This is a genomic window from Streptococcus oralis, from assembly GCF_003943825.1.
GTDB classification, from domain to species: Bacteria; Bacillota; Bacilli; order Lactobacillales; family Streptococcaceae; genus Streptococcus; species Streptococcus oralis_CD.
Map to the genome: position 1 here is coordinate 58,103 of NZ_RJNJ01000006.1, position 14,857 is coordinate 72,959.

Annotated in this window: 15 protein-coding genes; 3 read left to right on the plus strand and 12 right to left on the minus strand. The window is 40.2% G+C overall.

Features of this window, described 5'->3' with window-relative positions; all coding sequences use genetic code 11:
* Nucleotide 1: 1 nt before the first annotated feature.
* The 7 genes from dnaB to D8863_RS06575 all read right to left on the minus strand — a co-directional run bounded on the left by dnaB (nucleotide 2) and on the right by D8863_RS06575 (nucleotide 7,822).
* Nucleotides 2–1,354 carry a replicative DNA helicase gene (gene dnaB / locus D8863_RS06545; protein ID WP_000852476.1) on the minus strand — a complete coding sequence of 451 codons (1,353 nt, stop codon included), beginning with the start codon at nucleotides 1,352–1,354 and terminating at the stop codon, nucleotides 2–4.
* A 43-nt stretch (nucleotides 1,355–1,397) separates the two neighbouring features.
* Nucleotides 1,398–1,850, minus strand: a complete 453-nt coding sequence (gene rplI, locus D8863_RS06550; protein ID WP_000864211.1) for a 50S ribosomal protein L9 — start codon at nucleotides 1,848–1,850, stop codon at nucleotides 1,398–1,400.
* Nucleotides 1,847–3,820 (minus strand): DHH family phosphoesterase, encoded by a 1,974-nt coding sequence (locus D8863_RS06555; protein WP_125413836.1) that lies wholly within the window; start codon nucleotides 3,818–3,820, stop codon nucleotides 1,847–1,849. Before D8863_RS06555 ends, rplI begins: the two co-directional genes overlap by 4 nt.
* Nucleotides 3,821–3,976: 156 nt before the next feature.
* A complete protein-coding gene (locus D8863_RS06560; RefSeq protein ID WP_125441436.1) occupies nucleotides 3,977–5,155 on the minus strand; it encodes an acetyl-CoA C-acetyltransferase in 1,179 nt (392 codons plus the stop codon).
* A gap of 81 nt (nucleotides 5,156–5,236) precedes the next feature.
* Nucleotides 5,237–5,785 carry a ribosome hibernation-promoting factor, HPF/YfiA family gene (gene hpf / locus D8863_RS06565; RefSeq protein WP_000599115.1) on the minus strand — a complete coding sequence of 183 codons (549 nt, stop codon included), beginning with the start codon at nucleotides 5,783–5,785 and terminating at the stop codon, nucleotides 5,237–5,239.
* Nucleotides 5,786–5,864: 79 nt separating this feature from the next.
* Nucleotides 5,865–6,527, minus strand: a complete 663-nt coding sequence (locus D8863_RS06570; RefSeq protein WP_049505053.1) for a ComF family protein — start codon at nucleotides 6,525–6,527, stop codon at nucleotides 5,865–5,867.
* Nucleotides 6,524–7,822 (minus strand): ATP-dependent helicase ComFA, encoded by a 1,299-nt coding sequence (locus tag D8863_RS06575; protein ID WP_049505051.1) that lies wholly within the window; start codon nucleotides 7,820–7,822, stop codon nucleotides 6,524–6,526. The genes D8863_RS06570 and D8863_RS06575 overlap by 4 nt, the downstream gene beginning before the upstream one ends.
* 56 nt (nucleotides 7,823–7,878) lie before the next feature.
* On the opposite strand from D8863_RS06575, the gene D8863_RS06580 reads away from it, so the two are divergent.
* The 3 genes from D8863_RS06580 (at nucleotide 7,879) to cysK (ending at nucleotide 9,996) form a co-directional block, all read left to right on the plus strand.
* Nucleotides 7,879–8,514, plus strand: coding sequence for a YigZ family protein (locus D8863_RS06580; protein WP_125441437.1), 636 nt, complete (start codon nucleotides 7,879–7,881; stop codon nucleotides 8,512–8,514).
* A 15-nt stretch (nucleotides 8,515–8,529) separates the two neighbouring features.
* The gene (locus D8863_RS06585) at nucleotides 8,530–8,973 is read left to right on the plus strand and encodes a PH domain-containing protein (RefSeq protein ID WP_125441438.1); all 444 of its coding nucleotides are present in this window, start codon (nucleotides 8,530–8,532) and stop codon (nucleotides 8,971–8,973) included.
* Nucleotides 8,974–9,069: 96 nt separating this feature from the next.
* Complete coding sequence (gene cysK / locus D8863_RS06590) at nucleotides 9,070–9,996, plus strand: cysteine synthase A (protein ID WP_061421561.1); 927 nt, start codon at nucleotides 9,070–9,072, stop codon at nucleotides 9,994–9,996.
* Nucleotides 9,997–10,099: 103 nt separating this feature from the next.
* On the opposite strand, the gene tsf is transcribed toward cysK, so the two are convergent.
* From tsf to mreC, 5 genes are all read right to left on the minus strand, one after another.
* Entirely contained in the window at nucleotides 10,100–11,140 is a 1,041-nt protein-coding gene (gene tsf, locus D8863_RS06595) for a translation elongation factor Ts (RefSeq protein ID WP_125441439.1), read from the minus strand.
* 78 nt (nucleotides 11,141–11,218) lie between these two features.
* Nucleotides 11,219–11,998, minus strand: coding sequence for a 30S ribosomal protein S2 (gene rpsB, locus D8863_RS06600; protein ID WP_000268475.1), 780 nt, complete (start codon nucleotides 11,996–11,998; stop codon nucleotides 11,219–11,221).
* Nucleotides 11,999–12,222: 224 nt separating this feature from the next.
* Complete coding sequence (gene pcsB, locus D8863_RS06605) at nucleotides 12,223–13,431, minus strand: peptidoglycan hydrolase PcsB (protein ID WP_000726991.1); 1,209 nt, start codon at nucleotides 13,429–13,431, stop codon at nucleotides 12,223–12,225.
* 93 nt (nucleotides 13,432–13,524) lie between these two features.
* Nucleotides 13,525–14,019: a rod shape-determining protein MreD gene (gene mreD / locus D8863_RS06610; protein WP_125441440.1), complete on the minus strand. Its 495-nt coding sequence runs from the start codon at nucleotides 14,017–14,019 to the stop codon at nucleotides 13,525–13,527.
* Nucleotides 14,020–14,021: 2 nt separating this feature from the next.
* On the minus strand, nucleotides 14,022–14,837 hold the full coding sequence (gene mreC, locus D8863_RS06615) for a rod shape-determining protein MreC (protein ID WP_125441441.1): 816 nt from the start codon (nucleotides 14,835–14,837) through the stop codon (nucleotides 14,022–14,024).
* Nucleotides 14,838–14,857: the final 20 nt, after the last annotated feature.

A 14,857-nucleotide genomic window follows, 5' to 3' on the forward strand; every position in this document is an offset into this window, starting at 1 on the left:
CTTATGCCTCCCTCTTTGAGATACTTGAAAATTTATTGTATTCTTTTTGGAAAATCAATTCCACCGTTCCACGAGCTCCACTACGGTTTTTCTCGATGATAACCTCAACCTTGTTATTTGGAATTCCTTCCTCTTCTTCACCCGCACGATCGTAGTAGTCGTCACGGTATAGAAAGGCTACGATATCCGCATCCTGCTCGATAGAACCCGATTCACGAATATCAGACAAGACAGGTCTCTTATCCTGACGCTGTTCCACTCCACGAGATAACTGACTAAGAGCAATGACTGGAACCTTTAGCTCTTTAGCTAGAATTTTCAACTGACGAGAAATTTCAGAGACTTCTTGTTGGCGGTTCTCACGACCAGTCCCTGTGATAAGCTGTAGGTAGTCGATCAAAATCAAGCCTAGATTGCCTGTTTCTTGAGCCAGTTTACGTGAGCGAGAGCGAATTTCCGTGATCCGAATCCCTGGCGTATCATCAATATAGATACTCGCGTTGGCTAGGTTCCCTTGGGCAATGGTATACTTTTGCCATTCCTCATCAGTCAATTGACCTGTACGGATAGAATGGGACTCCACTAATCCTTCGGCCGCCAACATACGGTCTACTAGACTTTCCGCACCCATTTCCAGTGAAAAGATGGCAACCGTCTTGTCCAACTTAGTCCCAATGTTCTGAGCAATGTTCAAAGCAAAGGCCGTCTTACCAACCGCTGGTCGCGCCGCTAGAATAATTAATTCCTCCTCATGGAGACCTGTCGTCATATGGTCCAAATCACGGTAACCCGTTGCAATACCAGTGATATCCGTAGTTTGTTGTGACCGAACTTCTAGGTTCCCAAAGTTGATATTTAGAATATCTCGGATGTTCTTGAACCCACTACGATTGGCGTTTTCGCTAACATCAATGAGTCCCTTTTCAGCCTGAGCGATGATTTCATCTGCAGGCTTAGAAGCCTCATAAGCTTGGTTGACAGACTCTGTCAACTTGGAAATCAAGCGACGAAGCATAGCCTTTTCGGCTACAATTTTAGCGTAATATTCTGCATTGGCTGAAGTTGGTACAGAGTTGACAATTTCAACAAGATAAGACAAGCCACCAATATTTTGGAGATCGCCTTGGCTATCCAAAATCGTTCGAACCGTCGTCGCATCAATCGCTTCCCCACGATCCGACAAATCTACCATCGCTTGGAAAATCAACCGATGAGCATACTTAAAGAAGTCACGAGAATCAATGTATTCTCGGACAAAAACGAGCTTACTCTCATCTATAAAAATAGCCCCCAGAACAGATTGTTCTGCTAAAATATCCTGAGGTTGAACTCGCAGTTCCTCTACTTCTGCCATCCAACTTTCCTTCCTTTTACAATCTTGTCAAGAGGTTGTAAACTTAACCTTCTTTTACACGAAGATTGATGACACTTGTGACATCTTGATAGATCTTCACTGGTACATCAATCAAACCTACTGCTCGAATTGGTGCTTGCACTTGAATATTGCGTTTATCAATCTTAATACCAAACTGCTTTTGCAATTCTTCTGCAATTTTCTTGTTAGTGATGGAACCAAATGTACGGCCATCTGGTCCAACCTTTTCAACAAACTCTACAACTGTTTCTTCTGCCTCAAGCTTAGCCTTGATGGCTTTTGCTTCAGCAATCATTTCAGCATGAGCCTTTTCTTCTGATTTTTGTTTTCCACGCAACTCACCCACTGCTTGAGCAGTTGCTTCCTTGGCCAAATTCTTTTTAATCAGGAAGTTTTGAGCGTAGCCAGTTGGTACTTCCTTAATTTCGCCTTTCTTCCCTTTTCCTTTAACATCTGCTAAAAAGATTACTTTCATTCTTCTTTCTCCTTTTCCTTTAGTTCTTCCAAGATTAGTTGAGTCAATTTTTCTCCTGCTTCCGACAAACTCATATCCTCGATTTGCGCGGCAGCTAGATTAAAGTGACCTCCACCACCCAACTCTTCCATAATGCGTTGCACATTGATTTTACTACGACTTCGAGCCGAGATAGAGATAAATCCTTGTGTATTTTTTGCTAGAACGAAGCTGGCTTCAATACCAGACATAGCCAACATAGCATCGGCAGCTTTACTGATAACAACTGTGTCATAAGACATTGAGTCCTTAGCTTGGGCAATCAAGATATCTGAACCTAACTTACGACCTTGTAAAATGAGTTCATTTACCTCACGGTACTCTTCAAAATCTGTCGCAGCAATCTCCTGGATAGCAATACTGTCACTTCCCCGTGTTCTCAGATAGCTAGCCACATCAAAGGTTCGGCTCGTCACGCGAGATGTGAAATTCTTGGTATCCAGCATCATACCAGCCATCAAAACACTGGCCTGCATACGACTCAAACGATTCTTCTTAGAATTTTGGAACTGAATCAATTCTGTTACCAACTCACTGGCACTACTTGCCCCACTTTCAATATAGGTGATGACTGCATTCTCAGGGAAATCCTGATCACGTCTATGATGGTCAATAACAATAGTTTGAGTGAACAAATCATAAAAATCTTTTGACAAGGTCAGAGCCGTCTTGGAATGATCCACTAGAATCAATAATGAACGGTTTGTAACTAACTTCATCGCATCTGTAAGAGATAAAAGTTTCGTGACATCTTCCTTCTTCAAGAACTGAATAGCACGTTCGATATCTGCTGGCATATGGTCTGCATCGTAGACAGCATAACTGTTCTCGATAATATTACTTGCAAACAACTGCATACCGACAGCAGAGCCCAAAGCATCCATGTCTAGATTTTTATGACCGACTACAAAAACCTGATCAACACTTCGAATCTTATCAGAAATGGCTGTCATCATGGCTCTGGTACGTGTACGAGTACGTTTGATAGACGCAGCAGTTCCTCCACCAAAGTAGACTGGATTCTTGGTTTCGTTATTTTCCTTGACCACCACCTGGTCTCCACCGCGAACTTCTGCTAAGTTCAAGTTGAGCAAGGCAATTTTCCCTATCTCTTCATGGTTTCCATCACCATAAGAAAATCCCATACTTAAGGTTAGGGCTAGTTGCCTCTGTTTTGATTCTTCTCGGAAAGTATCAATAACAGAGAATTTGTCATTCATCAGTTCCTCGAGTACTGTGTAATCTGTGAATACATAAAAACGATCCATCCCCACACGGCGAGAAAACATAGCATACTTACTAGCAAATTCTGAAACAAAATTGGCTACAAAACTATTGATATGACTGATATCGGAGTCAGATGTCGCATCCTCCAAATCATCATAGTTATCTACTGAGATGACTCCAATGACTGGACGGCTAGTTACCAATTCGACAGTTGCTTCGTACTCTCCAGAAACATCAAAGAAATACAAAACACCCGAAGCCTTGTCCATATGAACAGCATATCGTGTTTCGCCCAAGGTAGCATACGAACCAGGATTTCCAACAGAAGCCTTGATGATGGTTTGAATTAACTCAACATCAATTTCGCCCTCTTCAGTAGTTAAAATCAGCTCAGCATAGGGATTAAACCATTCCACTTCTCCACTTGATAGGTCTAATTTCAGGACTCCCACTGGCATTTGATCAAGCAAAGTACTCAAGCTATTTTCGGCTTGGTGATTTACATATTGGATTTGTTCAATTTCGCTCTTTTCATACTGTTTTTTTTGCCAAACGAATAAAAGCAAATAAAGCAGTACAAATAAAAACAAAACAGTGACTGTTACAGCAAGATTATGTGAAAAAATAATCAGCAAAGTTAAGATTCCGAAAGTTGCAAGTCCTAATAAGACCGCAGAAAACGGGATTAAATTATTTTTTTTCATTCTAAACCTCTTGCGCATTATTATATCACAAAAACCCTTAAAAAGCGACCTTTTAAAAGATGCAAGCCCTTCTTTCATGATTGATTTCTCTAACTTCAGACACAAAAAGAGGAGGGAATCATCACCCTCCTACCCACGTGTTCAGATCACTAACACCTAGCGTTCCACGATAAGGGCAGTCCCCATCCCTCCTCCGATACAGAGAGTTGCTAAGCCAGTTTTAGCATCACGTTTCATCATCTCATGTACCAGCGTTACTAGGATACGGCAACCGGAAGCCCCAATTGGGTGACCAAGAGCAATGGCGCCACCATTGACGTTGACAATATCTGTGTTGAAACCAAGTGTTTTACCAACTGCACAAGCCTGGGCAGCAAAAGCTTCATTTGACTCAATCAAGTCGAGATCTTCGACTGTCAAATTGCCTTTTTCAAGAGCCTTGCGAGTCGCATAAATCGGTCCACATCCCATCATCTTAGGATCCAAACCTGCACTTGCATACGAACGAATGTGGGCAATCACTGAAAGTCCTAATTCTTCAGCTTTTTCAGCACTCATGATTAGGGCTGCTGCTGCCCCGTCATTGATTCCTGAAGCATTTCCCGCTGTGACAGAACCGTCTTTTTTGAAAACCGGACCTAGCTTAGACAGGCTCTCTAAGCTAGCATCTTTTCTAGGATATTCATCTGTATCGAAAACGATAGGATCGCCTTTGCGTTGAGGAATGACAACTGGCACTATCTCTTCTTTAAAGCGTCCAGATTCTATAGCTGCAACTGCTCGTTTTTGTGACTCTAAAGCAAGAGCATCTTGCTCTTCTCGACTGATGCCATATTCTTCAGCCACATTTTCAGCTGTAATTCCCATATGGTATTCGTTAAAGGCATCAGACAAACCGTCCTTAATCATGGTATCTACCACTTTCGAATCTCCCATACGGCCACCCCAACGGAAACTTGGCAAAACGTATGGAGCCTGACTCATGTTTTCTGCACCACCAGCTACGATAATATCTGCATCGCCACATCGAATCGCTTGAGCAGCCAACTGCACGGCCTTCAAACCGGAACCACAAACCTTGTTGATAGTAAAGGCTGGTGTAAATTCAGGGAGTCCTGCGTGTATGCTCATTTGACGAGCTACGTTTTGCCCTAAACCTGCGCCTAGTACATTCCCCATAATCACTTCATCTACTAGCTCTGGTTTGACATTGGCTTTTTCCAAAGCACTCTTAATAACCAACGCTCCCAAATCAACAGCTGAAACATTCTTCAAACCTCCTCCAAAGGAGCCTATTGGAGTTCGTACTGCAGAAACAATCACCACGTCTTTCATAACTGCCCCCATTTATACCTTTTATAATATTGCAATACAAAAGTGGTTTACACTGGTGTAAACCACTTTAAACATTCTATTTTATGATTCTTTTACTTCTAACAAACCGACTTCACCATCTTCACGGCGATACAAAACATTAGTTGTTTGATCTTCTACATCTACATAGATAAAGAAATCATGTCCCAATAAATCCATTTGAAGAAGGGCTTCTTCTAAATCCATTGGCTTCAAATCAATTTGTTTTGAACGAACGACTTTTGGTTGCACAACATTTACATCCTCAACTAGAGCATCTGTAAAGAGTTGACTTGTCGCAACTTTACTTTTATTCTTACGTTCGATTTTAGTTTTATTTTTACGAATCTGACGTTCAATTTTATCTGTTACAAGATCGATAGAACCATACATATCTTGAGAAATATCTTCAGCACGAAGAGTGATAGATCCAAGTGGAATTGTTACCTCAACCTTTGCTGTTTTTTCACGGTAAACTTTCAAGTTCACACGTGCATCCAACTCCTGCTCAGGTTGGAAATACTTTTCGATCTTTTCGAGTTTAGAAACTACATAATCACGAATTGCTTCTGTTACTTCTAGGTTTTCACCACGGATACTATATTTAATCATATAAGTACCTTCTTTCTAAACATTTTTGTTTTTCTAACTATATTATAACGCTTTCATTTTCATTTTGCAAATTTTTTCCTCATCTTACAAGGGAAAAAGTTTTAACTTCCAAAGCACCTGCTTCTGCCAAAAGTCGTTTCACACGATTCACAGTTGCCCCTGTTGTATAGATGTCATCAATCAGCAAAATCTTCTTAGGAAGTGAGTTTCCATCTTTAATAAAAAATGGAATTTCAGTAGCCAACCTTTCTAAACGGCTTTTAGAAGAACTAGCACTCTCTTCTCTTTTTCCTAATATATCTTTAAAAGAAAAGCCTGCTGCCTCAACCAAACCCTCGACTTGGTTAAACCCCCTCTCAAGCAATCTTTCAGGGCTTAGGGGAATTACAACAAATTGATAACCTCTATACTTTTTCAGTTCCTCAGCAAGAACGGAAGCAAAAACCTTTCTAAGCAAAAAATCACCATCAAACTTATATCTACTGAAAAAGTCTTTCATAGCTTGATTATAGGTAAAGATTGCTTTATGATCAACTCGAATTCCTTCTTTACACCAAAGTTTACAATCTTGACAATTAGTTGACAGTCCTGTTTTCATACAGTTTGGACAATATTTCTCACCAATCTTCTCAAAACTAGAAGCACAATCTGAACAAAGATAACTGCAGTCGTGCTTCAAAAGGAAGAGACTACCAAAAGTTAACTCACTTTTTGTAGTCTGACCACATAGTAAACAGTTCATAATCCCGCCTCCTTGTTCATCTTCTTGATTTCCTTGATTGCCTTTTTGATGGAAGCATTTAATCCATCATGAAAGAAGAGCAACTCACCAGTTGGTCTGTCCATACTGCGTCCAACTCGCCCTCCAATCTGAATCAAGCTAGACTTGGTAAAGAGTCGATGATTAGCTTCTACTACGAAAACATCCACACAAGGGAAGGTAACCCCGCGTTCCAAGATTGTCGTACTGATCAGTATTGTTAGTTCTCCATCTCGAAAAGCTTGCACCTGCTCTAATCGGTCTTCTGTCACAGAAGACACAAAGCCGATATTCTCATTCGGGTACTGCTCCTTCAAGATTTCTTTTAGTTTTTCGCCTTTCTTAATCTCTGATGCAAAAATCAGCAGTGGATAACCTGTTCTTCTCTGTTTCTCAATGTAGGTCTTTAACTTGGACGACAACTGACTTTTCTCTAAACAGTGATTAAAATCCGATAACCATACTGGTTTAGGAATAATCAAAGGATTTCCATGAAACCGTCTCGGCAAGCTTAATCGTTTTAATTCTCCTGTGCGAACCTTCCTATCTAACTCATCTGTAGAAGTTGCTGTAAGGAATATCCTCAATCCATCCTCCTTTACACTATTCTTTACAGCATAGTAAAGCATAGTGTTGTCAACATAAGGAAAGGCATCTACCTCATCCACTATCAACAAATCAAAAGCATGATAAAATTTTAATAACTGATGAGTTGTTGCAATTACTAAGGGAGTTCGAAAATAGGGCTCTGATTCGCCATGGAGTAGCGCTATATCACAAGCAAAGTCATTCTGCAGTCGCTTATACAGTTCTAAACACACATCAATTCGAGGACTGGCCAAACAAACTGCACCACCATCATCAATCACTTTAGCCACAACTTGATAAATCATCTCTGTCTTTCCAGCTCCTGTCACAGCGTGAACCAAGGTTGGCTCTTGCTTGTCTACCGCCTGAAGCAGTCCCTCTGACACTTTTTCTTGAAAAGGTGTTAACTGACCACGCCATTTGAGGACGTCTTGCTTAGGAAAATCCTCTTGAGGAAAATAGTATAAAGCTTGATCACTCCTGACTCTCTTCATCAGTAAACACTCCCTACAATAGTAAGCGCCGATAGGCAAATACCATTCTTCTAGAATCAAACTATTACAACGTTGACAAAACAGTTTCCCCTTCTCTTTTCTCATTGCTGGCAGTCTCACTGCTTCCTGTCGTTCTTCTTCCGTTAATTCTTTCTCAGTAAACAAGCGACCGAGATAATTTGGATTTACTTTCATACTTTAATATTCGTAAAAATATAGCGCTTTAGGTAATTTTTTAGTACAATTAAATCATGGAATTTAGAACAATTAAAGAGGATGGGCAGGTCCAAGAAGAAATCAAAAAATCACGCTTTATCTGTCATGCCAAGCGTGTCTATAGTGAAGAAGAAGCTCGTGACTTTATCACTGCTATCAAAAAAGAACACTACAAAGCCACCCATAACTGCTCTGCTTTTATTCTAGGGGAACGCAGTGAAATCAAACGTACGAGTGATGATGGGGAGCCTAGTGGTACTGCTGGAGTCCCTATGCTCGGAGTCTTAGAAAATCATAATCTTACCAATGTCTGTGTAGTAGTTACCCGCTACTTTGGTGGCATCAAACTAGGTGCTGGTGGTTTGATTCGTGCTTATGCAGGTAGCGTAGCCTTGGCTGTCAAAGAAATTGGCATTATTGAAATCAAAGAACAGGCTGGCATAGCCATTCAGATGTCTTACGCTCAGTATCAAGAATATGGCAATTTCCTTAGAGAGCATCATCTCATGGAGCTGGATACAAACTTTACAGATCAAATTGCTACAATGATCTATGTTGATAAGGAAGAGAAAGAAAATATCAAGTCTGCTCTTATAGAGTTTTTTAATGGAAAGGTTACTTTAACAGATCAAGGTTTACGAGAAGTTGAAGTTCCTGTAAACTTAGTGTAAACAAAGGAGAAATACATGGCTTTTGGGAAATTTATTCAAGGACTTGCTGGAAACTTTAGCGAGGAAAACAAAGAGACTCTTATCAAAGAATATGGACAATATCTACTAGAGGATGAAGAAATTCAAAGCGGGTATAAACTTATTCGCGATTCAATCATCTTTACAAATATCCGTATCATCTTTACAGATAAGCAAGGTGCCACTGGTCGTAAGGTGTCTGTTAAGTCACTCTTTTTGATGAACATTGTCAACGTTGAAATGGAAACTGCTGGAGCAGGTATAGATGATAGTGAGATTACGATCACTTATTTAGAAAATGTCTTTCTAAAAGCACATAATGAGCATCTGAGTTTCCATAAATTTGAATTCCCTAAAAAAATGGACATCCTCCCTCTTTATTCCTATTTATTAGAATTGGCTTATCACAATCGATTAAAAATTAATGGCTTAGACCTTTGATATAAAAAAATCCTATCACTTTGATAGGATTTCTATATTTTACAAATGGCCTTAAGCGCGTTATACTAGTATCATCTTATACAAAGAGGTATATCTATGGCTATTTATAACAATATCACTGAACTTATTGGACAAACACCAATTGTTAAACTCAACAACATTGTTCCAGAGGGTGCTGCAGACGTCTATGTTAAACTAGAAGCCTTTAACCCAGGATCGTCAGTTAAAGACCGTATTGCCCTTAGCATGATTGAAAAAGCAGAACAAGATGGTATTCTAAAACCGGGTGCTACTATTGTTGAAGCAACGAGTGGAAACACTGGTATCGGTCTTTCATGGGTCGGTGCTGCTAAAGGATATAAAGTTGTTATCGTCATGCCTGAAACGATGAGTGTGGAACGCCGTAAAATTATCCAAGCGTATGGTGCTGAACTCGTCCTCACTCCTGGTAGCGAAGGAATGAAAGGGGCCATTGCCAAAGCTCAGGAAATCGCCGCTGAACGTGACGGCTTCCTTCCACTCCAATTTAATAATCCAGCTAATCCAGAAGTACACGAAAGAACAACAGGAGCTGAAATACTGGCTGCTTTCGGTTCTGATGGTTTAGATGCTTTTGTGGGTGGTGTTGGCACCGGTGGAACGATCTCAGGTGTTTCTCACGCTCTTAAAGCAGCAAATCCAAACATTCAAGTTTATGCAGTTGAGGCAGACGAGTCAGCTATCTTGTCTGGTGAAAAACCAGGACCTCACAAAATTCAAGGCATCTCAGCTGGATTTATTCCCGAAACACTTGATACAAAGGCCTATGATGGTATCGTCCGCGTAACGTCAGATGATGCTCTAGCGCTTGGCCGTGAAATTGGTGGAAAAGAAGGCTTCCTTGTTGGGATTTCTTCAGCTGCAGCGATTTACGGGGCAATTGAGGTTGCCAAGAAATTAGGTACAGGTAAGAAAGTACTTGCTTTAGCACCAGATAACGGCGAACGTTATTTGTCTACAGCACTCTATGAATTTGAAGTGTAGCCTCCTAAATGCACTTAGCCCTTATTAAAGGGCTTTTTGTTTACTCATAAAGACTCTACTCTCTAGACAAAAAGAAAAAGGAAGCAATTTGCTTCCTTTTCTATTAGTTATTCAAGGCTGCTGCCATTGTAGCTGCAACTTCTGCTTCAAAGTCGTTTGCAGCTTTCTCGATACCTTCACCAACTTCAAAGCGAGCGAACTCAACTACTGAAGCATTTACTGATTCAAGGTAAGCTTCAACTGTCTTGCTGTCATCCATGATGTATACTTGTGCAAGAAGTGTGTATGCTTGGTCAACTTTAGTGTTGTCAAGCATGAAGCGGTCCATTTTACCTGGGATGATTTTGTCCCAGATTTTTTCTGGTTTGCCTTCTGCAGCCAACTCAGCTTTGATATCAGCTTCAGCTTGAGCAATCACTTCATCAGTCAATTGTGCTTTTGATCCATACTTCAAGTGTGGAAGAGCTGGTTTACCAACCATTGCACGGCTTTCGTTATCTTGATCGATTACGTGGTTCAATTGTGCCAACTCATCTTTAACAAATTGCTCATCCAATTCTTTGTAAGAAAGAACTGTTGGTTTCATCGCAGCAATGTGCATTGAGATTTGTTTAGCAAGCGCTTCGTCTCCACCTTCGATTACAGAGATAACACCGATACGTCCACCATTGTGTTGGTATGCTCCAAAGTGTTGCGCTTCTGTTTTTTCAAGCAAAGCAAAACGACGGAATGAGATTTTTTCACCGATTGTAGCTGTTGCAGATACATATGCAGCTTCAAGAGTTTCACCTGAAGGCATTGTCAAAGCAAGAGCCTCTTCGTTGTTAGCTGGTTTTCCTTCAGCGATTACTTTAGCTGTTGCGTTTACCAAGTCAACGAATTGAGCGTTTTTCGCAACGAAGTCAGTTTCGGCATTTACTTCAACTACTGCTGCAACGTTACCGTTAACAAACACACCAGTCAAACCTTCAGCTGCAACACGGTCAGCTTTCTTAGCTGCTTTCGCCATACCTTTTTCACGAAGCAATTCGATCGCTTTTTCGATGTCACCGTCTGTTTCTACAAGCGCTTTTTTAGCGTCCATAACACCGGCACCAGATTTTTCACGCAACTCTTTTACAAGTTTAGCTGTAATTTCTGCCATTTTGATTCTCCTATATTTTTTAAAAATAGGAGAGCTGGGCTAGGCCCCGCCCTCCTAGGTAATTACTATTTATATGAATTAAGCGTTGTCGCCTTCTACAACTTCAACGATTTCTTCGATTGAGTCAGCTTGAGCTTCTGAAGCTGCAAATTCTGCTTCAACTGCTGCTGCATCTTCACCTTGACGTCCTTCGATGATAGCGTCAGCCAATTTAGCTGTGATCAATTTAACAGCGCGGATAGCGTCATCGTTAGCTGGGATGATCACATCGATATCGTCTGGATCAGTGTTTGTGTCAACCATCGCTACAACTGGGATACCCAATTTTTTAGCTTCTTTAACAGCGATTTGTTCTTTATGTGGGTCAACTACGTACATTACATCTGGGATACGAGGCATGTCTTCGATACCACCCAAGAATTTTTCAAGACGTGCACGTTGTTTGTTAAGAAGTGCAACTTCTTTCTTAGGAAGAACGTCGAAGATTCCTTCTTCTTCCATACGTTTGATTTCTTTCAAACGAGCAATACGTTTTTGGATAGTTCCCCAGTTAGTAAGAGTTCCACCCAACCAACGGTGGTTGATGTAGTATTGACCTGAACGTTCTGCTTCTTCTTTAACAGCGTCAGCAGCTTGTTTTTTAGTACCAACAAACAATACAACTGCATCGTTAGCTGCTGCATCACGCATAAAGTCGTATGCTTGGTCAGCGTATTTTACAGTTTGTTGCAAGTCGATAACGTGGATTCCGTTACGCTCAGTAAAGATGTACTTAGCCATCTTAGGGTTCCAGCGACGAGTTTGGTGACCAAAGTGTACACCAGCCTCAAGAAGTTGTTTCATTGAAATTACTGCCATGAGTATTTCTCCTTTTTGTTTTTTTCCTCTCCTCGACTTCAACTTGCAAAACGACCCGAGGGCAACAGTTTCACAATTCATCAAGAATGAGTATTATCGTTTACACGACAAGTTTCATTTTACCACATTTTAGCGATATTTTCAAGTGGTTTTGATAGATCTCGGCCTTGCTTTCGATAAAAAATAATAAAAGAGACTCACATCGAGCCTCTTCGTTTCATTCATTAGTTTGGATAGATGTAAGTAACATAACCTTCAGAAGTTGTAGTTGGGTTGAACCATCCACGTTTGTTACCGATTGTACGATCTCCACCATAGTTTGATTCTGATACTTGAATGCTAGTTGATGATGAAACTGCTGTAACAACCGCTACGTGTCCATATCCACCGTCATTCCAACATGCAATCGCACCAACTTGTGGAGTTGATCCAGTACGGAATCCTGCAGCTGCTGCACTTGTAGCCCACTGCGCTCCGTTACCCCAGTAATCTCCAGCCCAAGGCGCTAATGTCTTAGCTCCCCAAGTACATTCTCCAGTTGGATAACTTGAAGCATTTGTACTGTATGTTGGACGCTGTCTTGTTGGAGTTGGAGCAGGTGCTGGAGTGTAGCTTGAATCATCATCTGATGAAGAGCTTGAAGTTGCTTGCACTTGATCTGAAAGTGTTGTATTTCCAGAAGCAACAACTGATTGTTGTTGGCTTGTTTGACGTGCTTTATAAGCTGCTTCTGCTTCTGCTGCTGCTTTTGCTTCTGCCTCTGCTGCTGCTTTTTGTTCCAATAAAGTAGCTTTATCACTTTCTGCAGTAGCTTTCTCTGCAGCAAGGTTTAACTCAGCAACTTTCAACTCTGCTTGTTTTGTTGTCAATGCTTGTGCATCGTCAGCAAGCGTTTGTTGGTTCGCAATGACAGTGTTGATTGCTTCATTATTTGCAACCTGTTTTTCAGCGATAGATTTCTTATCAGCTTTCTGTTGTTCCAACATTTTGTTGTTAGCTGATACAATCTCGCTCATTGCTGCAACACGTGAAATAGCTTCTGTAATTGATTTTGAGTTTACAATTGTATTGATGTAGCTAGTTGCAGCACCGTTTGTTTGTGCGCTACGTGCTTGTTTCTCCAAAGATTCATTACGAGCAACAATGTTCTTAGAAAGCTCTGTAATTTCTCCTTCAAGTTTTTTAGATTCAGCTTGTAGAGTTTCGTTCTCAGCTTCTAAGTTCGTTTGTTGAGTTTGGATAGCTGTAACTTGCGTTTGGATTTCATCTACTTGTTTTTGAGCTTCTTTTTGTTGAGATGTCAAATTACTAATCTTACTATCTTGAGCAGCAATCTTTTCATCAGTTGTTTCAGCGTGGACAGTTGTCAATACCGCCGCTTGAGACACTAATACTGTACTTAATAAAAGTGACGCTAAGATTTTTTTCTTCATATTGTGTAGATACTCCTTCTATTTAAGACATTACTAGTATACCAAAAAAAGACATAATAAATATTACGCCTTTGTTACATTTTTATTTCTTTCTTATAGATAACATTTTTCAAAAATATATTGGAAAATAAGCATCCATAAAAAGTTTAAAATCATTGATGGGACAAGGCTGTAGACGATGAAAACTGGCATCGATTCTACTGTCAATCCCATAGCAAGGGCAAGGAGATAGCTCCCCATATCAAATAGGAAACTCATCACAACTATTGTTAACATTCTCATCCAACGGTTCATCAAAATTACACTATTAAACTTATGGAGCGAAGCACCTATCAAGATAAATAGAAGTGTCGCAATTCCTATCAAGTGGAAAAAATAGATATCGTACACCAAACCCACTATACAGCAGTAAGCTAGATAGAGATATTCTGAAACCTCAATTGTCTCAAACAAGAGAAATAAAAACAGAAAATGACTTGCTAAATGGAAGTGAGGGAAGAAGGATCCCGCTAATTGTCCAATATGTGCATCAATTAGTACGACAAAAGGGAGTAAAAAGAAAATACCAATTTGTTTTAACAGTCTCATTGCTAATTCCCCACTAACTCTACCACATGAAGATTTTTGGTGTCAGCACTTAACTTTACTGTTACCTCCTTTGTTAGATAATCACTGCTGTGTGTTGTAGCAACAACTTCTCCAACAGGAATGTCCTTAACATTAAAGCTTCCGAGCCCCCCTGTAGTCACCTTGTCTCCTGCGCTAATGTCACTGTTGCTGTTTAATTGGCTAATTTTAAGCAGTTCAGACTCCTTGTCATAACCAACGATGATTCCGTAAATTTCAGTAGAGCCATGCAGGATTTTAACAGAAATTTTGTCTGAATTTTCGGTGTTTGTCAATAGGTTGACCGTTGTTGAATGCTCCTCTACTTTTGAAACACTACCAATCAAGCCCCCGTTTGCAATGGCCAACATATTTTCAGAAGCTCCTTTTGAACTTCCTGCATCAATTGTTAACTCTTGTTTCCAAGATACTGGAGCCCGCATAATCACATCTGCTGCAATGGTTTTTGTAGCCTGCAATTTTGACTTCATATCCAGCAACTGACGTAATTGTTCATTTTCATTTTTTAAACTTTCTGATTGATTAGACTCCACCTCTAGTTGATAGAGCTGTTTCTTTAGACTCTCATTTTCATTGTAAGTCTGCGTCAAATGTCCCAAATCTGATTTGAAAGTATCAAACCACTGAAAGGGTTTTTGAACAATTCTATCTACTAAGGAAATCCCATCTCCTAGTTTCGTCACAATAGCACTTGAATAGGTTGTCACTAATAGTACAGAAACTGCCAGAACTGTGACAAAAACGATGATTAGATATTTTGATTTTTTAAAACGGTTCATATTCCTACCTTTATACTAAA